A 25,422-nucleotide genomic window follows, 5' to 3' on the forward strand; every position below is an offset into this window, starting at 1 on the left:
AAAGAGATAAGAGGGAATCTTATCTCTTTTTTATTTAAAAGCGATGTTTTTTTGCCATCGGTTCTATACATGTATTTAATATCCAACTTAAGATTCTCCAGACTTTTTGTTGTTTATGTGGCAAATGGTCATTATATATATAGCTGTATTCAATCTGCTGTTTTGCACCACGATTTCGTTTGAACTCTCCAGCCCCAGCGCTACAATGACAAATTAAATTTTTTTCGATAGAATCCATTGTAATAAGGAGGGAAAGAATGCGATATAAGCCTTGTTGCTGATCAGAGTTTGTATCATATCCAAGTATAGGAGTTGTCATAACTCCATCTCTAATAAAGTAAGCAATGACACCATCAATTATCCCCTCTTTTTTTATAACTTTTATCTCAAATAAATGATGCTGAAGTGCATTACATAAATAGGCTGGTGTAAACATTGGATTATGATCGGAATATTTCTCGATATATAGTTGATTGTATAACTCGGAAATCTGTAAAATATCCTCTTTTGTTAACTCCTCATTCGTAATTATTTCATAATTACTTTTCTTTAATAAACTTTTATCATTTAATAAGTCTTTTCGTGCTTTTCGGTTCATTTTTTTATAGTCTTTTGGATTAAATAAATATACAGAACGAGACATAATTTTATTGTAACCTACAGTAGACAATGCTTGTGTAATTGTAGGGTATAATTCGCTATTTAAAGAACGGAATAAAATTGTATGCTCTGTAAATTTCTCAACAAGTAAATTCGTAATCTGTTCGATTTGTTGTTTATTGATAGAATGGTAAAGGTTTGTTGATAGCATCCAATTATTTACTATAATTACTTTATTAATATTCGTTCGTCGTAGCCAGCTTCCGATAAGATGAATCGGATAGGTTAGTAACTTCTCTAACCACGGTTTTTTTAATTCCCATAACTCTTCTAGCGCATAGGATATGTAATGTGTATAAGGAGAACATACATATGAATTTTCAAACTCCTCATGATTAACAGTAACTGGTAATACAAGATCGTCAATTTCTAATAGAAAAAGTTGAGTATTAACATTTTCAATAAATGCTGTAATGCCATTTTGTAAGAGTGGTAGGAAGCTGTCTCTTACATATGCTCCATCTCGTTTTGTGGTCCAGTCGATGCTGTATAGAGAATGAATATCATGTAGCTTAATCATATATTCTCACCATGCTTTATAAGGTTTTCTATTCTTTTTAGTTTTTTATCATATAACTGAATATCATAATGTGAAAAGAAAAAGTGTGGTGCAACACATTTTTTAGTGGCCCATAGTGTATGTAGCTCCTGTATTACGATAGATTTACATGATTTGAAATGTTCAGGTGGTACTTTAAGTTTAATCTCAATTTTGTCTGTGCTATGCTGAATCACTTTAAATTCTTGAATTTCATTAGATGCAAGCATAATTGCTCTTCGAATGAAATCAGGAAAAATAGATATCTCACTCTTATCCAATTCACTTATCCCAATAAATATATCATCACATCGACCATCAATTCGTTCTAATGCTAAGAAGGGAGAGCCGCAGGCGCATGTTGTTTTTTTCTCAATTAATATGTCATTGAGACGGTAGCGGATTATAGGCTGTGTTTTCCTCATGAAATCAGTAATAATAGGAACGAATATCCCTCTTTCCTGATCTAGGTATTCTTTTTCAATATGAACGAGGTCTTCATTGATATGTAATGTACCATGTTTACATGTTGTAGCAAGAAAGCCTTCTGTACATTGGTAAATTTGGTGTACTGTTTGTTGAAAAATTGTACTGATAAACTCTCTATCAATATCTTCAAGTACTTCTGCTACAGAGATAATTTTTTTTGGACAAATCATAATAAGTCCTTCTTGTTGCCAATGAGCGATTTTTCGCAACATAGAAGGAGGTGCAATTAAAATAGATGGATTTACTTCATTTAGTCGAGCGATATGTTGCTGAAACGAATCTAGTAAATCAAAAAAATGAAATGAGATTCGCTTATTTTTTGTCGCTTCATATAAATTGCTGTTCGCTCGTAGGAAAAAAGCGATAGTGTGTTTATGTAGAATGCTAGAAGGGAGTACTTTACCGATAATAGAACCAGCCCACATCGTTTGTTCTTCCTCAGAAACGAGAAAAACTCCGCGATTTCCACTAGTGCCTGATGATAGCCCAACAGTTATATTACGAATAGTCGGAGAAAAATTCCGGGTCTTTTCAGCCTCAAATGCTACATGAAAGGCTTCTTTCTTTGAAATAGAAACTGTATTTAATGTATCAAAATTTCCCATCATTACCTCTTTATTAATGATAGGGAGTGCAGCCAAGTTCCCTTTTTCGATTTCTTTTGAAAAAGGTGTATATAACTGGCGATAGAAAGGGGACATCTCTACAGTGAACAAAAGTTGTTTTTTTATTTGTTGTTTATGAAATTGTTCCAATTGTTCGCGAGTTGAAAATCGTAAGCGATATTTTGTTTTCAAATATTGCTGGAGAATTCGTAATTTATTCATAGTACACCCCTGCTTTAATTTGATTCCATGTGCGTTCGCAATGAGTTGGAAGAATTTCAATTTCAGGTGATATTTGCGATAAATGATGTAATTTTTCAATGTTGAGACGATAAGATTTTGCATCCCCAGTTAAAAGATTAGCGATCTTACTTGGAAATACAAGGTTTTCATACGTTTTACTTAGCCACACTGCATCTGCACAAAGAAAAACAATTTTATTACTATGTAAATGGACGAATACACCAAATTGTCCAATTGCATGTCCCGTTAAATCAACAGCGAGCAATGAACCATCACCAAACACGTCATAAGCCTCTTCAAATTTTCCATATGTAGGAGGTAAGCTTGATGATGGGATTTGATCAATGAATGTCAGCCGTTGTTCTAAATCAATTGGTAATGTGTCTTTTAAGCAGCCTTTTAATAGAGCACCAAATTTACTTCTCTTTTTTATATCTTCATAAGCTTTCGCGAAGGTTAGTATTTTTGCTTTCGGAAAGTCAGGTAGCCCTGCTGTATGGTCACCGTGAAAGTGAGAAAGAATAATATATTTAATTTCTTCTGGCTGGATGCCATCAAGAAGTAGTTGCTGTTTAATAGATTGCTCCTCTGTAAAATGAACAGGGGTAAGTTTAGCGTATACAGAGTAAGGAAATTTTCTTGTTGCTTCTTTAAAGTGCTGAGCATATCCGGTATCAAACAAGATATAACCTAAGCTTGGATGTTGAAGTAACCCCACTGTAGCTGGAAATCGAATTTGCCTCCAACTCCCCTTGGAATATGCAACTTTTTCAGGGTGTGTACAATATCCTGTATCGTATAGCTTTAAGGATTTGATTTTCATTGTGTTTTCCACCATTCTACAAATTTTGTGATTCCTTCTTCTATGCTGATATTCGGAGCATAGCCTAGTTCTTTTTGAGCTTTATCAATGCTTAAAGTCTGACTTTTTGAAAGTACACTAACTGTATATTTTGTGAGAATAGGTTCTTTTCCAAGTAAAATGGTTTTTGAAATACCTTCTAGTATAGCGGCAATTGTAAAAGCGGCTTTGTAGGAAATCTTTTTATATTGAACCTCTTTACCAAGGCGTTTCATCACATTCTCAATTACTTCATATAAATTTACACGTTCACCATTTGTTATATTATATTTTTGACCTAATGTATGTTTAGGTGAATGCATACAAAGAAGTAAGGCATCTACAACATTATCGATATAGGTAATATCGACGAGTACATCTTCTGTACCGATTCTTGGTAGAGCGCCTTTTTCACATACTTTAATAAGGCGCGGGAGAATGGCGTTATCTCCTGGACCAAATAAAGCACGTGGGCGTATCGTGATAACAGGTAAACCATGATTGAATGCTTGATCAATAGATTGCTCAGCTAAGTACTTTGTTTTCGCATAATGGTTTACAAATGTATCAGGAAGTTTCGCATTTTCTACTACATCTTGTCGTTCATCATAATAGAAATAAATACTCGGTGTTGATACATGGATGAGGCGTTTTATACCAGATTTTTGACTTCCTTCGATAATATGCTTTGTTCCTAATACATTCGCATTGTAAAAATCTTTATATTTGCCCCAAGGAGAAGAAAGGGCACCGCTATGAAAGATATAGTCTTTATCTTTACAGACTTGTAGAACACTATGCCTGTCTTCAAGAGGGCAATAGACAAACTCAATTCCATTTCGCTCTAATAATTTTCCGATTGTCTTATTTCTCCCGGTTGCTGTTACTTCATAACCCATACTCGCTAATCGAAAAGCAAGTTTTTGTCCCAGAAAACCAGTTCCTCCAGTTACTAGCGTTTTCATAAATTTTCACCGTCCCATGATATGTCATATGTTGTTTGCTCCAAAATAGTCCGTCCATGTTTATAGCTTTCATTCCATAATTTATACATGCTATAAAACTGATAAAAAAATGTTTTTTTATCAGAGCGACTATAAATAATATCTGGATAGGAACATAGGACTTTCCACCATCGTTTACGTGTTTGTTTGCTTTTTAAGTAAGGAGTTCCGTATAAAAGTATTGCTAATCGAATTGCACATTGGGAGTTGTGCTTAGGAATGCGCATATTGTTCACCTTTTTAGCAAAAAAAGCGGATACTACTTCTTCGTCGAATAAATGTAATCCACTTGTGGTACGTGGATTACATTCAATCGGAATAGCGTCTCCATCTTCTGTAATGATAAAATCAAAGGCGATTTGCCCAGAGAAATTTAGCTCCTTTACGATATGTTCAACAAATTGGTCAATTTTTGGATGGTTAATATGCTCGAAAGCAATAGTAGCACCTAAACCCGCCGTGAATTCCGTTTTGTAAACAGAGTGAGCTAATACCTTCCCAGATTGTACAATACTGTAGGAGCAATGCTGCGTTCCTTTTATAAACTCTTGAATGATATAATTTTGCTTGTCCATCGTGATGCCTTTTTCAATATCTTCTTTTGTAATAAACGTTACTTTGTCAGAAAAACGAGAGAAAATAGGTTTTAACACAAAAGGAGTGGCGGGTGATGTTTGCTGAATCATTTCCTGTATGATCTGTTCGTTATTTGTTCTATATGTTGCAGGAACTTGCCAACCTAATTTCGTTACTAACTGAATAAATTCCCACTTATTATGAAGTAATGCAAGTTTCTGAAATTCGTCTACAAATATATGACAAAATCGGCTTAATTTCTCTTTATGTCTGGATATATAAAATATTTCTTCACAAGTAGGAATAAGTAAATCTACATCATGACTTTGAATAATTAATTGTAGTGCAGAGATACATTCATCTGTTTTCCATTTTGGAGAAGGAATTTCATAAAAATAATCAGTGCTCGTTGAAACTTTGCTTAATGGATAAGGAATACTATCTGCAATAATGACGGTATGTCCGTTTTTCTTAAGCAGCCTGCATAAATGCAATGCTGCTGGTGCGCGTGCGCCAGTAATTAATACTGTTTTCTTAGTACTCAAGGAGAATGCCTCCGATAGAAAGCCCAGCAGAAGTACCTAGTAATAATATTTTATCTCCACGTTGCACTTTCTTTTGTTTAATTGCTTCGAAAAGAGCGAACGGAATGGATGCAGAAATCATATTCCCATAGTCTTCAAAAATAGTCATAAAGCGATCCTCATCGACGCCTAGCTTTTTACGAATTAGTTTCATAGCTGGTCCACTTGCTTGGTGTGGAACAATTAAATTGATATCATTTAACGAATAACCTGTATGCATAAGTAGTTTTTCGATAAAATCTAACATATATTTAGAGGACAACTTGAAAATAGCTCTGCCATTCATATCGAATAAGAAATCCTCTTTTCGTTCTTCGCTATATTCTCTAGGATGAATCATCGTTCCCCCGCCGCGAATTTCCGATAGATGTGCGCCAGAGCTATACGTTTCCATATGAGAAGCTATAATGGAAGAAGTGTGATCACTTTGGGTTACAACAACGGCCGCTGCGCCATCGCCGAATAAAATGCTGCTTTCATTTTGTCCCCAATTTAATCCTACAGAAGAAATTTCAGAAGAAATGATAACCACATTTTTGTATCTCCCGCATTCAATTGCGTAAGAAATTGTATCAAGTGCTGTTACGAAACTTAAGCATGTTGAGTTAATATCAAAACATGGAATACCAGAATGCTGTAGCCCAAGTTGTTCTTGAATAAGTGATGCAGTAGAAGGAATTGCCTGCTGGATTGTTCCGCTTCCGCAGATGATACAATCGATATCTTTCCATGTTAAATTCGCATCTGCTACAGCTTTTTTTGCAGCTTCAGCTCCCATATAAGAAGAAGTTTCCTCATCGACAAAGTATCTCGTTTTCACTCCAGCCTTTTTTAAAGTCCAGCCTTCAGAGACTCCTAACATACGATCTATTTCAAAAGAATCTACTTTTCGTTTTGGAACATATACACCAATACCTTTTATTTTAATATACCTTTTCATCCCATATCGCCTCTTAATCTTTTCATAAATTTATAAAATTCTATCATATTATATACTATTATAGAAAAAATATGGAAAAAAGTATTTTTAGGAAATTTAGTATTTTTATAAATTATTTCTATTTAATTTGTGTCGCTGTAAGAAAAGAAATAACTAACTTTATAGTGAGAAATAAATAATTAATGTGGTGAAAATTGTAAAAAAAAACAAAAAAATATTAACATGTGATTAACATCTTGTTAACAAATCATCAAAACTAACTTAATAAATAAGTAATATAGTAAAGGTAACAACGTAACTAGGGTAGAGAACATTTGAGAACACCCGCTTACATATAACAATCTATTTATATTTCTTACATTTACTCTAGTTTATAGGGGTTAAGCGAGAAGAAGGTTGTTCTATGTAGATTGGTGTTTTAAATTTGCCTACATGCATATTAGAAATACGTAAAAAGCTGAGGGAAATCAATATTTCAGGAACCTTTCCTTTATAAAGTAACTAGTAGAGAAGGTGTTTTTTCCTATTATTGCAGGAAGCTTCATTCAAACGTAAGAAGAGGCGGAGATTACAGGTAAAGCAGATTTCAATAAGCCGTTGTGAAGTATGGTTACAAGAACAAAAAAGGAGTGCAAACTGATGATTGAATTAAGAGATGTGTCAAAAGTTTATAAGAATTCAAAGGAAATAGCAGTTGAAAATGTGTCGGTGCAGATTCAAAAAGGTGAATTTTTTGTTCTAGTTGGTCCTTCTGGGTGTGGGAAAAGTACATTATTGCGAATGATTGCAGGTTTAGAAGAAATTACTTCTGGGGCGTTACTTATTAATGAAAATGTTGCAAATGATTTAGAACCGAAAAATCGAAATCTATCAATGGTATTTCAAAATTATGCTTTATATCCACATTTGACGGTAGAAGAAAATATTTTATTTGGATTGAAAATACGGAAAATTCCAAAAGAGGAACGACAAAAACGATTGATAGAAGCAGTAGAAATGGTAGGGCTTACGGAATATACAAAGTCGAAACCAGGTCAATTATCAGGTGGACAAAGACAACGTGTTGCACTGGCGCGAGCAATTGTAAGTCAAGCGCCAATTTGTTTAATGGATGAACCCCTTTCTAACTTGGATGCAAAGTTGCGTGCACAAATGCGCATTGAAATTAGAGAGATCCAGCAGCGACTAGGTATTACGATGATTTATGTGACCCATGATCAAATTGAGGCAATGACAATGGGGGATCGCATTATGGTGTTAAACAAAGGGAGTATACAACAGGTAGGCACACCGCTCGATATATATAACTATCCTGCAAATGAATTTGTTGCAGGCTTTATCGGTTCACCATCCATGAATATTGGTAATGGAATCGTAGGTAAAGGTATGGGGGGATTACATGTTGATGGATTACAAATCCCGTTGTCTTCGGGGCATTTACAACAGTTTTCAGAACAAAAGGTGCGCTTAGGAATTCGTCCAGAACACATCGTATTAGCTGAAGATGGCCAAGAAGTTACACTGCAATCTGTAGAAGTATTAGGAAATGAAACAATTTTAAATTTTATAGTAAATGAAAAAACATGGAGTGCAAAAGTAATCGGACAACTTATTTTGAAAAAAGGTGATAAAGTTACATTGCAATTTCCAGTACAGAAACTATGTTTCTTTCATAACGATACAAATGAAAGGATTCGATTCGTTGCCGAAGAAGAGTTGAAGGCGGTGGCGAAATAATGATTGAGGTAGAAAATTCACCTGTTCAAACAGAAGTTTCAAGAAAAAAGGCATTCTGGGGCCGTACGAAAGATTTGCGCACAGGCTTGTTATTTTTAGCACCTTCCATCATATTATTTACAATTTTTTTGTTTTATCCATTATTTCGTACTATCTATTATAGTTTTTATTTAACAGATGTTCATGGTGAGGCAAATCTTTTCGTAGGACTGGAAAACTATCAATATTTATTGTCTGATCCAACTTTTTATAAAAGCATAAAATCTACTTTACTCTTTGTATTATATACAGTTCCAACTAGTATTTTGTTTGCACTGTTTCTTGCCTTAATTGCAAACGAAAAAATAAAAGGAATAGGCTTGTTTCGAGTTTTATTCTCTTCAACAATGGGAATTTCAGTAGCAGCTAGCGCAGTAATCTGGTTATTTTTATTCCATCCGAGTGTCGGTTTATTCAATAATATACTTGGTTCGATGAATCTTCCTGCAATTGCATGGCTAACAAGTCCAGATTGGGCATTATTTTCTGTATCAGTTACAACAGTTTGGGGAAATACGGGGTTTGCATTTTTAGTTATATTAGGTGGTTTGCAAAATATTGATACGACTCTATACGAGAGTGCATCTATTGATGGTGCTAGCTATTTACATAAACTTCGGCGCGTTACATTACCGATGCTATCTCCTACATTATTTTTTATTATAACAGTTACTTTAATTAGTGCATTTCAAAGCTTTGGACAGATTGATATTTTAACGCACGGTGGACCGAACGATGCAACAAACTTAATTGTGTACTCTATTTATAAAGAAGCTTTTGCGAATCATCAATTTGGTACAGCGAGTGCACAGGCAATGGTATTATTTATTTTCATTTTTCTTGCCACATTACTTCAATTTAAGTTTGCAGAGAGAAAGGTGCATTATAAATGATTACGAATAAGTGGAAACAACATATTCTTTTATACATACTGCTTACCATAAGCGCAGTGATGGTCTTTTTTCCAGTTCTATACGCATTTTTGCTAGGGTTCATGACGCCAGAAGACATTCAAATGAGAAGGGTGTTCCCGACACAATTTACATTCGATAATTTTGTGCATATTTTTCAGAAAGTACCGCTGTTTTCTTATTTATACAATAGTTTTATAGTTTCAACAGCAGTGATGATTGGGCAGCTTGTTGTATCAAGTTTAGCTGCTTATGCATTTGTATTTTTAAATTTTAAAGGACGAAATTTTATTTTCTTTCTGTTTATTTCAACGATGCTTATCCCATGGGAAGCAACGATGGTACCGAACTTTTTAACGGTACAACAATTTGGATGGATTAACACATTTACTGGAATGACGGTTCCGTTCTTTGCAACTGCTTTTGGAATCTTTTTATTACGTCAGCATTTTATGACGCTTCCAAATGAGTTAAAAGAAGCTGCCTTTATCGAGGGGATTGGCCATGTGAAGTTTTTATTCCGTGTTGTCATTCCTTATTGTAAAACAAGTTTTATAACACTAGGTGTATATAGCTTTTTAACAACATGGAATATGTATTTATGGCCTCTTCTAGTTACGAATGATGAGAAAATTAGAACCGTACAAATTGGGGTGAAACAACTTCAATCTCAGGAAGTTGCAACAGATTGGGGCAGTGTGATGGCAGGAGTTACAGTTATTGTGATTCCGACTTTAATTTTATTATTTTTAGGTCAGAAGCAGTTGCAACAAGGTTTAACAAAAGGGGCAATTAAATAAACATACATATGAAAAGGTGGGATTGAGATGAGATTTTGGAAAAAAGGTGCTGTTATTATAATGGCAGCAACGATGGCTTTATCAGCTGCAGCTTGTTCAAGTAGTAAAACAGAGGGGAAATCTGAAGCAAAGGAAAAAGTAGCTCCCGCAGAAAAGAATGGAGATAAAACAGTTATTCGCTTTTGGCATGCAATGGGTGGAAAAACGCAAGGTGTGTTAGATGGAATTGTTGCAGATTATAATAAGTCACAAAATAAATATGAGGTGAAAGCTGAATTTCAAGGTTCCTATGAAGAATCTTTAACGAAGTTTAAAAATATAACAGCTTCAAAAGAATCACCAGCTCTCGTTCAATCTAGCGAAATTACAACGAAATATATGATTGATAGTAAAAAGATTACACCGATTGATAGCTGGATTAAAAAGGATAAATATGATACATCGAAATTAGAAAAAGCGATTACGAATTACTATTCAGTTGATGGGAAAATGTATTCCATGCCATTTAATTCATCTACACCAGTATTAATTTATAATAAAGATGCCTTTACAAAAGCGGGGCTCGATCCGGAAAAAGCACCGAAAACATACGCTGAATTAAAAGAAGCAGCAAAAAAATTAACTGTTAAAGAAGGCGAAAGCGTAAAACAGTACGGTTTTTCAATGTTAAATTACGGATGGTTCTTTGAAGAGCTTTTGGCAACACAAGGTGGGTTATATGTTGATAAAGAAAATGGGCGTAAAGGTGCAGCGGAAAAAGCTGTATTTAACGGAAAAGAAGGACAAAAAGTATTTGGCTTATTAGATGAACTGAATAAAGCTGGTACATTAGGAAAGTATGGGGCGAGTTGGGATGATGTTCGTGCCGCATTCCAATCTGGACAAGTTGCGATGTATTTAGATTCTTCAGCAGGTGTTCGTAATGTGATTGATTCGTCTAAATTTAATGTAGGAGTAGCATATATCCCATATCCAGAAGATGTGAAACAAAACGGAGTTGTTATTGGCGGTGCATCACTATGGATGACGAATATGGTCGCAGAAGAAACACAAAAAGGTGCTTGGGACTTTATGAAATACTTAACAAAAGCAGATGTACAAGCAAAATGGCATACGGAAACAGGTTATTTCTCTATTAACCCAGATGCATATAATGAGCCTTTAGTAAAACAACAATATGAAAAATATCCACAGTTAAAAGTAACGGTAGAACAGTTACAAGCAACAAAACCATCTGTTGCAACACAAGGTGCACTTATTAGTGTATTTCCTGAATCCCGCGATGCAGTTGTAAAAGCGCTAGAAGCAATGTATGATGGGAAAAATAGTAAAGAAGCATTAGATGAAGCAGCAAAAACAACAGATCGGGCAATTAGTATTTCGAATCGTACAAATCAAAAATAAAAGAAAGCCGTATCTGTAAAAAAGATACGGCTTTCTTATCTTATCTTATCTTATCTTATCTTATCTTATCTTATCTTATCTTATCTTATCTTATCTTATCTTATCTTTCCTTTGCTTGTTGTCTCATTTCTTACTTTAAGTATAGCGGGTAGCATGTCTTGTAACTATCGAATTAGGTGACATGAGGATTACAGTGTTGTAATGGTACAAATTCTCCTTTTTGAAACTTCTTTTGTTAAGGGAAAGTTAAGGAATAGCTTTCATAATAAAGTACATATATAAACGGATGGTAAATGAGCGAGAAAATGATTCATGTTATGACAGGTCTACATAGACAATGATATATAATTATTATAAGTACGTAGGGTTTAGAGGAAGCAAGGCAAGGTGAAGTGTTCGGATACAAGCCTGGAAATCGTTTGGAAGTAAGGATAAGTATGTTGTGCTGCTCTCTTTTGTTATTATGAAAAATGGTAACAGTAATTATTTATCCCGCTATTCGCGGGCTACTAATAATCAGTGATGGATGAAGAAAATCACCACCGATTAAAGTTTCACTTTATATTTGATGAAAGGTGAGAAAGTGGTATGCGCTTATTAGTTGTAGAAGATAATGCACCTTTATTGGAATCAATTACACAAATTTTATGTGATGAGTTTGAAGTTGATACAGCAATGAATGGAGAAGATGGTTTATTTTTGGCGTTACAAAATATTTATGATGTAATACTTCTTGATGTGATGTTACCGGTGATAGATGGTTTTGAAGTAATTCAAAGAATACGGAATGACAAAATTGAAACACCTGTCTTGTTTTTGACTGCTAAAGATTCTTTGGAAGACCGTGTGAAAGGATTAGATTTTGGAGGGGATGATTATTTAATAAAGCCATTTCAAGCTCCCGAGCTGAAAGCGAGAATTCGAGCTTTATTACGAAGAAGTGGTAATTTAACAACAAAGCAAACCATTAACTACCGTGGAATCGAGTTGTTCGGAAAGGACAAGGATATTCAAGTGGGTGGAGAAGCAATTAAATTAACATTAAAGCAATATGAACTTTTAGAGTACCTCATTCAAAATAGTGGAAAGATTTTAATGCGTGAACAAATCTTTGATCGCGTTTGGGGATTCGATTCAGATACAACGGTAGCCATTGTTGAAGTGTATGTTCATCATTTACGAAAAAAGTTGGAGCCATTTGGTTATCAAAAAGATATTCAAACCGTTCGTGGGATTGGATATATGTTAAAAGAACAATGAAAAATAAGAGTATGTTTCAAAGAACCCGCATTCAACTTACCGTGTTAAATTCATTAGTGTTTATTATATTAATTGGAGTTCTAGGGAGTATTATCTATGGCTATACATATAATCGTATTTATAGTGGAGTAGATAATTCGCTAGAAATGTTTAAAGCAAAAGAGAAGAAACATTCTAAGTCTAATCCAAAAGGATCCGTTAAGGATATTCGTATTGGAGATCCGAGGATTACTGTACTGTTATGGCATGGAAAAAAAGTAGCCCTAATAGATAAGAATCCTAAATTTGTTGATCCTGTTTTTGAAGAAAATGCTTTAGCGTTTTTCCCAGAACAATTAGAGGGTTTTCAGGATATTGAAATCAAAGGGAAGAGTTTTCGAGCGTTGGCTTTTCAGCATAATACTGAATTTGGACAAATGACAGTTCAATTTGTACGCGATACAACAGCAGAAAGGGATATGTTGCATACGTTACTGCTAATTCTTATAGTTGGATGCAGTATAGGAAGTTTATGTGCAATTGGGATGGGATTTTTCTTAGCTGGAAAAGCTCTTGTACCAATTCGTAATTCTTGGGAAAAGCAACAACAGTTTGTTTCTGATGCATCTCATGAATTAAGAACACCACTAGCGGTCATTCAATCTAAAACGGATGTACTATTTCAGTCTCCTTCCGCCACGATAGAGGAAAAGGCAATTGATATTTCTACAATTTCAAAGGAGTGTAGAAGGTTATCGAAGCTTGTTGCTAATTTATTATTATTAGCTCGTTCGGATTCGAATCAAATTGAAATGTATAAAAAGGAATTTGCATTAGATGAATTATTAACGGAAGTAGTAGATCCTTATACAGAAATTGCTGCGTATCAAGAGAAAAAGATGACATTGGAAATCGAATCTAAAGTATCTTTTATTGGTGATAGAGAACGAATTCATCAAATGGTGGTAATTTTATTAGACAATGCGATGAAATATACTGATGTGGGCGGAACGATTCAAGTAGCATGCATGCAAACCAATAGTTCAATTACGATTCAGGTAAAAGACAATGGAATTGGAATAAAAGAAGAAGAGATTCCAAAGTTATTTGACCGTTTTTATCAAGGAGATAAGGCAAGAACGAAGGCAGAAGGTGCTGGTTTAGGTCTTTCAATTGCCAGCTGGATTGTAGAAAAGCATCATGGGAAAATAAAAGTAGAGAGTAAAATGAATGAAGGTACTTGTTTTGAAGTGATTTTACCTAAAAATCAAAGAATATAAAGAAATTGGAGACGATCTTGTTTTTACAAGGTCGTCTTTTTGTTAAGGGAAAGTTAAGAAATATTTTTAATAATAGAGTTTACACAGAATGAGAAGGACAAAAGAGAGAAAAAGTAATCACTTTGTATTCTTTTTGAGGATAGCTAGATAGTTATGTTCATGGGTAATTTTAATAGGAACCGAATTGAGCATATCTTTTACGATAATGTGGGGAAAATGGAAGAGGAAGCATCAGAAGAAAATCACAGTGTAAGAAATGTAAAGGGGAGATGAAATTTGGAAAAGAAAAAGATAGTGTCATTATTTGTTATTGGAATGTTGAGTTTAAGCGTAATGGGAGGCGCATCCTCTTCTATGATGTCAAAAGGAAAAACGGACTTTGTTCAGCGCAGTAAAGAACAACTAAATGATGGGAAAATACATGTGGCACATACAGAGGAAAAAGCAAAAAAACTAGGAATTGAAACGGATGGTAAAGAACAAATCACAGTAGAAAAAGAAATTCATGAAACTGAAGTTGATCAGGAAGCAAAACAGCTAGGGATTCCTACTGAGGGAAAAGATGTGGGGGCTCTTTCAGAAGAAATCTATGAAACCAAAGTAAAAAAAGAAGCAGCGAATTTAGGAATAATAATAGATAATACATCTATTGTGGATTTAATAAATCAAATTAATACAATCAAGATCAATGATGAAGCAGATAAACTTGGGGTTTCAACCAAAGGAAAAGAAATAGAAGAGATTGCAACCGAGATTTATGGAACGAAAGTAAAGGAAGAAGCGAAACAGCTAGGGATTTCTCAAAAAGGAAAAGGTATAGAAGATTTGGCACAAGAAGTATACGAGGGGAAAATTCAGGCCGAAGCAAAAGAACTTCATATTGATTTATATGGTAAAGATATTTACCAAGTGCTAAGAGAAATAAATGAGCAGAAAGCAATACAAATTGCAGACGAGCTTGGCATAGATAGTACAAATACAAATATTCAACAGTTAACAGAGAAAATAAAAAAGGAACAACCTGAAAAGGGAAAAGAACTTGTCTTTTTACCTATGGTTCAAACAGATGCGGATGCATTTTATTCGTATTTAACGAATTAAAAAGGACGTGAAGATAGAAGAATGAAGCGAAAGTGGAAGGTGTATATATGTTTGATTGTATTAGGGATATTTATCTGTAGTGTATATATGAAACGGAGCGGCATAATGCCTGTTACTAAACGTGTAGAAAATGTAAAGAGAATCGTCTCAAACAAATTTGTTCAAAAGGAAAGCGGTAAGAATCAGCTTGTCACTCCAGTTGCGCAAGCAAAAAAGAAAAAGACGCTGGGGAATGCAGATGAAGAAAAAGTATTATTGCAAAATGTACCTTTTATCCAGCAGTTACCAGAGTTAGATAGAGGCTGCGAAGTAACTAGCTTAGCCATGATGTTACAGTACGCAGGTGTTTCAGTAGGTAAGATGACGCTGGCAGATGAAATACAGAAAGTTGCCTTTTCAAATGATGGTGTACGCGGTAATCCACATGAAGGGTTTGTAGGGAATATTTATACTTTTTCTGAATCAGGATATGGTGTGTATCATGAACCGCTTTTTCAGTTAGCAAATAAATACTTACCAAATCAAGTTGTTGATTTAACAGGTGAAAATATAAATGAAATTTATAAAACTGTAAAAGAGGGCAAGCCAGTTGTTATGATTACAAATGCAACATATGCTCCTTTGGATGAAAATGAATTTGATACATGGGAAACAGATGCAGGTAATGTCTCTATTACGTACAATGAACATTGTATTCTTCTTATTGGTTATGATAAGGAGTTAGTTTATATTCATGATCCGCTTAGTGATACTGCAAGTGTAAGTGTTCCACGCGAAAGCTTTGAACAGGCATGGGTACAGATGGGGAGTCAAGCTATTAGTTATGTGCAAAATTCAAAGTGAATGGGACAGAAATGGAGTTAAGAAGAGAAAGTGATGATTATATTTAACAAAAACAAGAGGAATTCAGCATAATTTTTTATACTGAATTTCTCTTGTTTTTGTTTAGTTATACATCGGGAGATAGGAGAGAAAAACAATGATGAATATTTCTCGTTTGCAAAAATCGCTACCATTTATTATTTTACCATTTGCGAACGGTAATATTCTCATCTCAAGATTCAGTAAAAACAAAGAAAATAGGTGGGAGATAAAATCCTCGTAAAATCCCGTTTGCTGAGGCATGATTAAAGTTCAGTTGTATTAAAAAACGTTGTATTCATAAAAAAGAATAAGTAAGATAGATTTCGCGTGTAGTAAAGAAGAAATAAGGGAGACAATAAAGGGATGAGAAAAAGAAAAAAATTATTAAGTTTATGGAAAACGATTACGTTGCTGGTATGTACTGTTATTTTACTTTCTTTACTTGTAACAGATATATTAATTAGTCATAATGTCGAACGTACGACGGAAGAAAGTCAAGCTGAAAAAGCAAAAACAATCGCGCGTATTGTAGCAAATTCACCACTTGTAATTGATGCTTTGGCAGGAAGAAAAGATATATCTGAAATTCAAACGTATACAAATCGGTTGTTAAAAAATACAGATGTTCAATTTATCGTGGTCATGGATATGAATGGCATTCGCAAATCTCACCCAGATCCTCAAAAAATCGGCCATCACTTTGTAGGGGGAGATGAAGGGATAGCCTTAAAAGGAAAAGAACATGTATCAATGGCAGAAGGAACATTGGGAATCTCTATGCGAGTGTTTGTACCTGTTTTTTCTGAAACGAGAGAACAAATGGGGGTTGTTGCTGTCGGAATTTCAGCTGATAATGTGCATGAGAGGATAAAAGAGAGTAGATACATTATTTATATCGGTGTCGGTGTTGGAATCTTAGTTGGAATTATAGGTGCTATTTTATTAGCTAGACATATTAAGAAAATTTTATTTGATCTTGAACCTAGCGAAATCGCAAAAATTTTAGAAGAACGGAATACGATGTTACAATCTGTTAAAGAAGGAATTATTGCTGTCGATAAAGATGCGAGAGTTACTTTAATTAATAACGAAGCGAAACGGTTATTTAAGAAAAGTGGTCTCGAAGAAGATTTTATTGGTAAAGATGTTGAGAAGTATATGCCCAACTCATGTATAAAAGAAGTGTTACAAACTGGGAAAGCACAATTGTATGAGGAACAAAATCTTTATGGAATTACCATTGTTACAAATAGAGTTCCTTTATATGTTAAAGGAGAAATTGTTGGTGCTATTGCAACATTTCGTGATAAAACAGAGATTAGGCAATTAGCAGAACAATTAACGGATATTCAACTTTATGCAGAAGCGCTCAGGGCACAATCTCATGAGTTTATGAATAAGATGCATGTTGTATTAGGGCTTACACATATGAAGCATTATGAACAATTAGAGACCTATATTAGTAACATGGTCTCGGAGCATCAATATGAAATTGGTGGTGTGATGCGAAAAATAAAAAATCCTGTATTTGCAGGATTTATGCTTGGTAAACTTAGTTACGCAAGGGAAAAGAGTATACAACTCATTGTAAGCGAAAATTCTTACTTACCAGAGCCATATGATGAAAGTATTATTCATGAACTCATTACAATTGTAGGAAATTTAATTGATAATGCATTAGATGCGGTGATAAATTGTCAATATAAGCGAGTAGATATTTCTATTCAATATCATGATAAGATGATTATCACAGTTAAAGATACAGGAGTTGGAATCCGGCAAGAAGAAATTGACAAATTATTTGTCAAAGGGTATTCCTCAAAAGGAGAAAATCGAGGATATGGTTTGTATCTTGTAAAGGATAGTTTAAAGCGAATAAATGGGGATATACAGGTAGAGTCTTTGTTAGGGAAGGGAACGACTATAACCATTGAAATACCATACAAAAGTAGGGATGAGATAGGGATATGATCAAAGTTTTGATTGTAGAAGATGATCCAATGGTAGCGATGTTAAATAAGCATTATTTAGAGCAAGTAGGAGGGTTTGAACTTGTTCATATAGCTAATTCTGTGAAAGAAGCAGTAGAGATATTAAAGGAATCGTCTATAGATTTCATATTGCTTGATATTTTTATGCCTGTTGATACAGGATTTGAATTGCTACTGCATATTCGGAATCAAGAAAAAGAAATTGATGTTATCATGATTTCAGCTGTGCATGATATGGGAAGTATTAAAAAAGCACTTCAATATGGGGTTGTTGATTATTTAATTAAACCATTTACATTTGAAAGGTTTAAGGAAGCATTAACCGCATATCGAGAAAAATTTATCTTTATGAAAGAACAGCAAAAAATTAGCCAGTCTGAATTAGATACGTTGATTTTACAAAAAGAAAAAGTAGAAACTTATGTGAATAAAGAGCTGCCAAAAGGGCTAACAAGACAAACATTACAGTTAATTTGGAAGCAAATAGAATCACTTCATGGACAAGCATTTACAACAGATGAAATGGCTCAATTAGTTGGAATTTCAAGAGTGTCTATTCGAAAGTATGTAATGTTCTTAACTGAAATTGGAGTTTTAGAAAATGAAATGGTTTATCAACATGTGGGGAGACCAGTAAGTAAATTACGATGCATCGATGAAAACAAAATACGTTTGTATGTATAAGCGGCTTATATAAGCCGCTTATACTTTTTTTAATTACAAAACTAATTACAAAACTTACAAAAACTATTTTTACTATTGAAAGCGTTTTAATATTGTAGATAAGAATATAAGGAGGTGCCTACATGGGGATTCAAAAAAAAGTGGAAGCGGTATCACCCGTGGAAACAACAGAGGTGGAACAAAAGTCTTTTGTTTCGAAAATTATGAATATTAAAATTGGTGTTATACCTTTACCGTTATATATCGTATTAGCAGCTATTATTTATGGAGCATCTGTATATAACAAATTACCTGCTGATATGATTGGTGGATTTGCAGTCATTATGATCATGGGGATTTTCTTAGGTGATATTGGGATGAGGATTCCGATTTTAAAAAATATTGGTGGACCAGCAATTCTTTCATTATTTATTCCATCTTTACTAGTGTTTTTTAATTGGATGAATCCAGCTTCAATGGAAGCAGCGACGATGCTAATGAAAAAGTCGAACTTTTTATATTTATATATTTCTTGTTTAGTAGTCGGAAGTGTTTTAGGAATGAACCGTAAAGTGTTAGTACAAGGGTTTGTTCGCATGTTTATTCCGTTAGTTGTAGGAACAATTGCTTCTATTGCAGTTGGATTATTAGTTGGATCATTATTTGGATTTGAAATGAAGCGAACGTTCTTCTTTATCATTGTACCAATTGTGAGCGGTGGTATCGGAGAAGGTATTTTACCACTTTCCTTAGCTTACAGTGACATTTTAAATCAATCATCAGCAACATTTGTATCTCAGCTTGTGCCAGCAGCGGTTATCGGAAATATGTTTGCGATTGTAAGCGCTGGATATATGAAGCGCTTAGGTGAGAAAAAACCAGAGCTTAGCGGTAATGGTGCATTGGTAAAAACAGGTGATCAAGATGAATTATTAAAAGAACAAAATACAGAAAAACCAATTGACTTCTCATTAATGGGAGCAGGTTTATTAATTGCATGTACGTTCTTTATTTTCGGTGGATTTGCTTCTAAATTTATTGGTATTCCAGGGGCAATCATTATGATCTTTTCAGCAGCACTTGTAAAATACTTTAAATTAATGCCAGCAAAAATGGAGCAAGGTGCATATCACTTATATAAATTTATTTCGACAAGCTTAACGTGGCCATTAATGGTTGGTTTAGGATTGTTATATATCCCATTAAAAGATGTAGCAGCTGTTCTTTCAGTTGGATATGTTGTGGTGTGTGCATCAGTAGTATTAACAATGATAACGACTGGTTTCCTTGTTGGGAAAGTCATGAAAATGTACCCAGTTGAATCTGCGATTGTAACAGGATGCCATAGCGGATTAGGCGGAACTGGAGACGTTGCGATTTTATCAGCTTCAAATCGTATGGAATTAATGCCATTTGCGCAAATTTCCACGCGTTTGGGCGGTGCTGCAATGGTCGTAACAGCAACAATTTTATTAAAAATGTTTTCGTAAATTATTATCATACAAGCTAGCTATGTAAAAACGTAGCTAGCTTGTCAAATTAGGAGGAGCTTATTTATATGTTAGAAAGTCAAATTAATGAACGTTCATTATTACTTCATAAAGAATTGGTAGGGAAAATTGAAATTACAAGTAAAGTAGAAGTAAATTCAGCAGATGATTTAAGTTTGACATATACACCAGGAGTGGCTGAGTCTTGTAAAGCGATCGCTGCAGATGAAGAAACAGCTTATGACTATACAGCGCGCGGTAATATGGTTGCAGTTGTTTCGGATGGAACAGCAGTACTTGGATTAGGTGATATTGGCCCGAAAGCAGCTATGCCTGTTATGGAAGGAAAAAGTATTTTATTTAAAAAGTTTGCGAATGTAGATGCATTTCCGCTTTGTCTTGGAACGACTGATGTAGATGAAATCGTAACCATTGTTAAAAACTTAGAACCTACATTTGCAGGTATTAATTTAGAAGATATTGCAGCGCCGCGCTGTTTTGAAATTGAAAAGCGCTTAAAAGAAGAAACAAATATTCCGGTGTTTCATGATGACCAACATGGAACAGCAATTGTTGTTTTAGCTGCGGTTATTAATGCGTTAAAAGTTGTAAACAAACAGATGGATGCAGTGAAAATTGTCATTAATGGTGCTGGTTCGGCAGGGATAGCAATTGCTAAATTACTGTTACAAGCTGGAGCGCAGCATATTACATTAGTAAGTTTAGAAGGAATTGTTTGTGAGGGTGAATCATGGATGAATCCGGCACAAATAGAGATTGCAAAGAAAACAAATCGCGAATATATACGTGGAACATTAAAAGAAGCGATTCATGAAGCTGACATTTTTATCGGTGTATCTGCTCCTAATGTGTTAACAACAGAACTTGTACAGACAATGAGTGAAAAACCAATTGTGTTTGCAATGGCGAATCCAATCCCAGAAATATACCCAGAGGATGCACTAAAGGCTGGTGCTGTTGTAGTTGGAACAGGGCGTTCTGATTATCCAAACCAAGTAAATAACGTGTTGGCATTTCCTGGTATATTCCGTGGGGCATTAGATGTACGTGCAACAGATGTTACAGAGGAAATGAAATTAGCTGCAGCATATGGGATCGCTAACATCATTACTGATGAAGAACGTAATGAAAACTATGTAATTCCGAATCCGCTAGATAAAAGAGTTGTCCCAAGTGTTGCAGCTGCAGTAGCAAAAGCAGCAATTGAATCAGGAGTAGCGCAAATTACAAAAATGCCAAGTTATTTAAAATAATAATAAAAAAGCAGTGCCATCTTCTTAGAAGGGCGCTGCTTTTTTAGTGAGATAAGAGATCAAAACAATAAAGAAATCCTACTCCCGCTTATTGTTTTATATGATTAGTAATAAATATTTCGCTCTGCATTATTTATTCAACTCCATTGCAACTTGCTTTCCATTTACGAAAACCTCTACCACTGCCACTACAACATCCATCACTTTTTTCATCTCTCATCTCTCCTTGTTTGTTGTTGCATTTCTTATTTTAGTATAAGAGAGAGGGGGAGATACAACTATCGAAGTAGATGACATAAGAATTACATTGTTGTAAGGAAGAAATTAAGCTTTGTCACTCTTTTCTACATGAATAACAATTTGCTCATAATATTTCTCATCAATATATACATTTAATACCCATAATCCGGGGGAAGACAGTGACATAAGAAGGGGTAGTTCTTTTGTATTTGAATGAATGGGAGTAGGAGTAGTCCAAGTCTGTTCAGAAGCTTCATCTGGAAAGAGTACGGGAGTGGGTGTTGTAGATCCTTGTTTTAGAGCAATAATAGATAGTTTACCAGATGGCATTTGTGGATCGAGGAAGAACCACATCTGTTTATTTTTCTCATTGGCAATGAAAGTACTATCTGCAATTGCAATCTTTCCTTCAATACCTTTTAACGGCATCTTTCCTTCTACAAAGGAAGGGCTTTCTTGCCAGTAAACATCCTTTAAGACACTAAGGTGAAAAAAGGTGGGTGCGTTAGTTTGAGGTTTAGAGATTTCGGTTATTTCTTTTATCGGTTCCTTGGAATTTTGCCCTAGTGAGGTACAGGCAGTGATGATACAGGAGAAAAGTAGCACGGTTCCAATTTTTTTCATCTTGCCACACTCCTATTTTTCATAGTTAGTGTAATTGTATTTGCTAGAAGACAGGACAATTCCTTTTAATTCATAAAAAGAGGTCATAAGTTTAGTATGACCTCTTTTGACATTTTGTACTATATTTGTTCAGTTGTAAATGTAGGCTCTGCATCTTTTGCTGGCATTGTTAAGAAAATAACAGCAATGACGATACACACACCGCCTAGTAATTGGTATGCTCCGAAAGATTCTTTTAGCCAAGTGATGGAAACAATAGCTGCTACAAGCGGTTCAATACTAGATAAAATACTTGTCTCTGTTGCTGATAAATATTTTAGACTACCAATGTAAAGAAGGAAAGAAAGTGTTCCACTTACAATGATTAGAATTAGCATAGAGAATGTTTGCAACGTAAAGGTTTGTGAAAGTTGTTTCCATTCGAAGGAGCGATTACAAATAAATAGTGCAAGACCCCCGATTAACATACCCCAGCCAATAATAAGAGTCGTCCCCCATTGTTTAATAAGGGAAGCTGGGTGCAGCGTGTAAAAGGCAAAACCAATTGCTGTTAACACCCCAAATAAAATCGCTTCTTTCGATAAGACAATATTTTGGGCGGATCCATTTGTAATGATAAAGTATGTTCCTGTCAGGGCAGAGACAATTGCCAATACTTGCATAATGGAAGGAAGCTTTTTATGTTGCACTGCAACATAAATAGTAATGAGAACTGGCCCTAAAAATTGAAATAGAGTAGCGGTAACAGCGTTGCTAATATGCACTGTTTCGATAAAAGCATACTGTGCGCCAAGCATCCCGAGAATAGAGAAAATGATAAGTTGTAAAAGATGGCGTGGGTGTTGCCAAATACGAAATATATTTTGTTTTTTGGTAAGTAAGAAACATAAAATAAAGACCCCAGCAAGCAATAGGCGAATTACTAAAAAATCGATAGATGATACCTTAGTATGTTGAAAAAGCCACTGAATCATCGGACCTGATACTCCCCATAAAGTAGCTCCTGTAATAATCATAATGAGGCCGAGTCGTCTGTTATTGTTCATCATCATGATGCTCCTTTCTAAGATTGATTTTTTAAAATTTACATGATAGAAGGAATTATATATAACTTCTGGTACTATAAAAAGTATCAATAATTTATTTTATAAAGGGGTCAGATTTCATGTTAGAATTAACACCAAATTTGAATATGGAGGAAAAAATCCCACTGTATGTACAGTTATACGAGTATATAAAAGCAGAAATAAGAAGTGGAAAAATCCCTCCTTTGACGAAGCTCCCAGCAAAAAGAAAGTTAGCGGCGCATTTAGAGGTAAGTAAAAATACAGTGGAATCGGCATATGAACAGCTTCTTGCAGAAGGATATATTGAATCAGTTTCACGTAAGGGGTATTTTGTATGTGAAATTGAACAAATGATACATACAGTGAAAAAAAGAGAAGTTGTTAAGGAAGTACTGCATAGGGAACAGAAATATAAATATGATTTTACACAAACAGGTGTAGATGTAAATGCATTTCCATTCTCGGTTTATCGGAAGATTTCAAACGAGGTATGGCAACTAGAAAATAAGGATCTACTCTTTCTTGGCCATCCCCAAGGTGAAGCGAGTTTGCGTGAAGAGATGGCGAAATATTTATATGAATCAAGAGGTGTGAGATGTTCAGCAAGTCAAATTGTAATAGGGGCCGGAACACAATTTTTAATAAGAATGTTGTTTCAGCTGCTAAAGGGAAGTCATTTTGCAGTTGAAAATCCAGGATATCACCGGAAATTGGTTACCTTTGAGAAAGGAGAAGAAAATGTTCAGATGCTCTCGCTTGATGAGGATGGGATTTGTATTTCAGATTTAGAAGGTAGTAATGCAAATGTTGTGTTCGTTTCTCCATCTCATCAATTTCCGTGTGGAATGATTATGCCAATTAAAAGAAGGATGCAACTATTACAATGGGCACAAGGGGAGCGTGGACGTTATATTATCGAAGATGATTATGATAGTGAGTTTCGTTACTCTGGAAAGCCGATTCCAGCATTGCAAGGGCTTGATACAGAGGGAAATGTAATTTATATGGGAACATTTTCAAAAGCATTGCTTCCATCATTACGTATGAGCTACATGGTGCTGCCTAAACAGCTAATTGAGTTGTATCAAACACAATATTTATTTTATACACAAAGTGTTTCAAGAATCGATCAAGAAATCATTAGAAGGTTTTTAAATGAAGGATATTGGGAAAAACATATTCATAAGATGCGAGTCGTTTATCGGAAAAAGAGAGATGCTCTTGTCTCAGCGATAGAAAGGTACTTTTCTAATAAGGTGGAAGTAATCGGAGAAGATTCTGGCTTACATATCTTATTAAAGGTTCACAATGAAATGTTAGAAGAAGAAGAATTAATAAAAAGAGCAGCTGAAAATAGTATAAAAGTATATCCAGTTTCTATGTACTATAAAGAAGGGACTACTTCAAAAAATACAGTTTTACTTGGATTTGCTATTTTATCAGAGGCAGAGATTGAAGAGGCAATTCAGTTGTTATATAATGCGTGGTTTGCAATGTAAAATGGTAATAAAAAAATCCTCATACTTGAGGACTTTTTTATTAGTTTTCTTCATCTAAGAATAAAACCATATGCTCTTCATCCCAGTACTGGCCGTTATATTTTAAAGAGCGCTCTTGTACACCAAATGTTTTAAATCCTAATGATTCGTAAAGTTTTTTTGCACCATCGTTTCCGACAACAACATCAAGCATAACTTGTTCTACTTCTAATGTTTTTGCAAGTTCAATACACTCTTTAATGAGGGATTTTCCTGCTCCAAGCCCACGCGCTTTTGGAGATACATATACTGAACCGATCTTTGCTTTATGTTCTTGTTTTACGTATGGTTTCGTTTCCAAGGTTGCAACCCCGATTAATTTACCGTCTTTAAATGCACCTAGTGTATAGTTTTCATCTTGTGCTAATTTCTGTGCTTTATACTCAATCGGGCATTCTTTATTAATAATATCTTCATAAGAAGAACTAAAAGCCTCTGGATTTTGTTTTAATCCTTCTACACGAAGTTCTAAGTAAATTTCTGCCTCTTGTTTTGTTAATACATGGATTTCCAATCGTATCACCCTCCGAACCTTTCACAGTTGTATTTACATTTTATATTGAAATAAGAATAATTTCAAAAGGTCAGCTCGTACTAGTAGTATTTTAATGTGTTTACTAATAATTTGCGAATAAATATTGGCTATTAATATAATATCACCAGCAGTTTTGAAGTAAAGA

The 25,422-nt window shown here is 34.6% G+C and carries 22 protein-coding genes; 13 read left to right on the forward strand and 9 right to left on the reverse strand.

The genetic code is table 11. The features are described 5' to 3' along the window. Positions 1 to 34: 34 nt before the first annotated feature. The 6 genes from BPMYX0001_RS02480 to BPMYX0001_RS02505 are packed head-to-tail and all read right to left on the reverse strand — an operon-like array spanning position 35 to position 6,480. The gene (locus BPMYX0001_RS02480) at positions 35 to 1,180 is read right to left on the reverse strand and encodes a hypothetical protein (RefSeq protein WP_033798605.1); all 1,146 of its coding nucleotides are present in this window, start codon (positions 1,178 to 1,180) and stop codon (positions 35 to 37) included. Continuing rightward, the gene (locus BPMYX0001_RS02485; protein WP_033798606.1) at positions 1,177 to 2,514 is read right to left on the reverse strand and encodes a F390 synthetase-related protein; all 1,338 of its coding nucleotides are present in this window, start codon (positions 2,512 to 2,514) and stop codon (positions 1,177 to 1,179) included. The genes BPMYX0001_RS02480 and BPMYX0001_RS02485 overlap by 4 nt, the downstream gene beginning before the upstream one ends. After that, positions 2,507 to 3,358 (reverse strand): MBL fold metallo-hydrolase, encoded by an 852-nt coding sequence (locus tag BPMYX0001_RS02490; RefSeq protein WP_018781896.1) that lies wholly within the window; start codon positions 3,356 to 3,358, stop codon positions 2,507 to 2,509. Before BPMYX0001_RS02490 ends, BPMYX0001_RS02485 begins: the two co-directional genes overlap by 8 nt. After that, positions 3,355 to 4,341, reverse strand: a complete 987-nt coding sequence (locus tag BPMYX0001_RS02495) for an NAD-dependent epimerase/dehydratase family protein (RefSeq protein WP_018765606.1) — start codon at positions 4,339 to 4,341, stop codon at positions 3,355 to 3,357. Before BPMYX0001_RS02495 ends, BPMYX0001_RS02490 begins: the two co-directional genes overlap by 4 nt. After that, complete coding sequence (locus BPMYX0001_RS02500; RefSeq protein ID WP_018781898.1) at positions 4,338 to 5,501, reverse strand: ATP-grasp domain-containing protein; 1,164 nt, start codon at positions 5,499 to 5,501, stop codon at positions 4,338 to 4,340. The genes BPMYX0001_RS02495 and BPMYX0001_RS02500 overlap by 4 nt, the downstream gene beginning before the upstream one ends. Continuing rightward, complete coding sequence (locus BPMYX0001_RS02505) at positions 5,491 to 6,480, reverse strand: beta-ketoacyl-ACP synthase III (RefSeq protein ID WP_006093467.1); 990 nt, start codon at positions 6,478 to 6,480, stop codon at positions 5,491 to 5,493. The genes BPMYX0001_RS02500 and BPMYX0001_RS02505 overlap by 11 nt, the downstream gene beginning before the upstream one ends. Before the next feature lie 639 nt (positions 6,481 to 7,119). Between BPMYX0001_RS02505 and BPMYX0001_RS02510 the strand changes: the two genes are divergently transcribed. From BPMYX0001_RS02510 to BPMYX0001_RS02565, 12 genes are all read left to right on the forward strand, one after another. Further along, positions 7,120 to 8,217 (forward strand): ABC transporter ATP-binding protein, encoded by a 1,098-nt coding sequence (locus BPMYX0001_RS02510; RefSeq protein WP_006093468.1) that lies wholly within the window; start codon positions 7,120 to 7,122, stop codon positions 8,215 to 8,217. Further along, positions 8,217 to 9,149, forward strand: coding sequence for a carbohydrate ABC transporter permease (locus BPMYX0001_RS02515; RefSeq protein ID WP_006093469.1), 933 nt, complete (start codon positions 8,217 to 8,219; stop codon positions 9,147 to 9,149). The genes BPMYX0001_RS02510 and BPMYX0001_RS02515 overlap by 1 nt, the downstream gene beginning before the upstream one ends. Next, positions 9,146 to 9,967 (forward strand): carbohydrate ABC transporter permease, encoded by an 822-nt coding sequence (locus tag BPMYX0001_RS02520; RefSeq protein WP_018781900.1) that lies wholly within the window; start codon positions 9,146 to 9,148, stop codon positions 9,965 to 9,967. Before BPMYX0001_RS02515 ends, BPMYX0001_RS02520 begins: the two co-directional genes overlap by 4 nt. 27 nt (positions 9,968 to 9,994) lie before the next feature. Beyond that, positions 9,995 to 11,371 carry an ABC transporter substrate-binding protein gene (locus tag BPMYX0001_RS02525; RefSeq protein WP_006093471.1) on the forward strand — a complete coding sequence of 459 codons (1,377 nt, stop codon included), beginning with the start codon at positions 9,995 to 9,997 and terminating at the stop codon, positions 11,369 to 11,371. Between the two features lie 588 nt (positions 11,372 to 11,959). After that, positions 11,960 to 12,631, forward strand: a complete 672-nt coding sequence (locus BPMYX0001_RS02530) for a response regulator transcription factor (RefSeq protein WP_006093472.1) — start codon at positions 11,960 to 11,962, stop codon at positions 12,629 to 12,631. Then, entirely contained in the window at positions 12,628 to 13,890 is a 1,263-nt protein-coding gene (locus tag BPMYX0001_RS02535) for a sensor histidine kinase (protein ID WP_078211675.1), read from the forward strand. The genes BPMYX0001_RS02530 and BPMYX0001_RS02535 overlap by 4 nt, the downstream gene beginning before the upstream one ends. A 315-nt stretch (positions 13,891 to 14,205) precedes the next feature. Continuing rightward, entirely contained in the window at positions 14,206 to 14,991 is a 786-nt protein-coding gene (locus BPMYX0001_RS02540; protein ID WP_050774429.1) for a hypothetical protein, read from the forward strand. Positions 14,992 to 15,012: 21 nt separating this feature from the next. Then, positions 15,013 to 15,834, forward strand: a complete 822-nt coding sequence (locus BPMYX0001_RS02545; protein WP_139358571.1) for a C39 family peptidase — start codon at positions 15,013 to 15,015, stop codon at positions 15,832 to 15,834. Between the two features lie 384 nt (positions 15,835 to 16,218). Then, positions 16,219 to 17,826 carry a sensor histidine kinase gene (locus tag BPMYX0001_RS02550; RefSeq protein ID WP_003194978.1) on the forward strand — a complete coding sequence of 536 codons (1,608 nt, stop codon included), beginning with the start codon at positions 16,219 to 16,221 and terminating at the stop codon, positions 17,824 to 17,826. Continuing rightward, entirely contained in the window at positions 17,823 to 18,530 is a 708-nt protein-coding gene (locus BPMYX0001_RS02555; protein WP_018765595.1) for a response regulator, read from the forward strand. Before BPMYX0001_RS02550 ends, BPMYX0001_RS02555 begins: the two co-directional genes overlap by 4 nt. Before the next feature lie 122 nt (positions 18,531 to 18,652). Next, positions 18,653 to 19,999: a 2-hydroxycarboxylate transporter family protein gene (locus tag BPMYX0001_RS02560; RefSeq protein WP_003194975.1), complete on the forward strand. Its 1,347-nt coding sequence runs from the start codon at positions 18,653 to 18,655 to the stop codon at positions 19,997 to 19,999. A gap of 68 nt (positions 20,000 to 20,067) precedes the next feature. Then, entirely contained in the window at positions 20,068 to 21,273 is a 1,206-nt protein-coding gene (locus BPMYX0001_RS02565) for an NAD(P)-dependent malic enzyme (protein ID WP_003194973.1), read from the forward strand. Between the two features lie 324 nt (positions 21,274 to 21,597). Here the strand turns inward: BPMYX0001_RS02565 and BPMYX0001_RS02570 are convergent, their stop codons facing one another. Together BPMYX0001_RS02570 and BPMYX0001_RS02575 are read right to left on the reverse strand one after the other, a co-directional pair. Beyond that, positions 21,598 to 22,137, reverse strand: coding sequence for a DUF4871 domain-containing protein (locus BPMYX0001_RS02570; RefSeq protein WP_033798607.1), 540 nt, complete (start codon positions 22,135 to 22,137; stop codon positions 21,598 to 21,600). A 119-nt stretch (positions 22,138 to 22,256) separates the two neighbouring features. Then, positions 22,257 to 23,183 carry a DMT family transporter gene (locus BPMYX0001_RS02575; protein WP_033799603.1) on the reverse strand — a complete coding sequence of 309 codons (927 nt, stop codon included), beginning with the start codon at positions 23,181 to 23,183 and terminating at the stop codon, positions 22,257 to 22,259. A gap of 119 nt (positions 23,184 to 23,302) precedes the next feature. On the opposite strand from BPMYX0001_RS02575, the gene pdxR reads away from it, so the two are divergent. After that, complete coding sequence (pdxR, locus tag BPMYX0001_RS02580; protein WP_006093479.1) at positions 23,303 to 24,703, forward strand: MocR-like pyridoxine biosynthesis transcription factor PdxR; 1,401 nt, start codon at positions 23,303 to 23,305, stop codon at positions 24,701 to 24,703. A 40-nt stretch (positions 24,704 to 24,743) separates the two neighbouring features. Here the strand turns inward: pdxR and BPMYX0001_RS02585 are convergent, their stop codons facing one another. After that, entirely contained in the window at positions 24,744 to 25,256 is a 513-nt protein-coding gene (locus BPMYX0001_RS02585) for a GNAT family N-acetyltransferase (RefSeq protein ID WP_006093480.1), read from the reverse strand. Between the last annotated feature and the right edge of the window lie 166 nt (positions 25,257 to 25,422).

Origin of the sequence: Bacillus pseudomycoides DSM 12442, from assembly GCF_000161455.1 — a bacterium.
GTDB classification, from domain to species: Bacteria; Bacillota; Bacilli; order Bacillales; family Bacillaceae_G; genus Bacillus_A; species Bacillus_A pseudomycoides.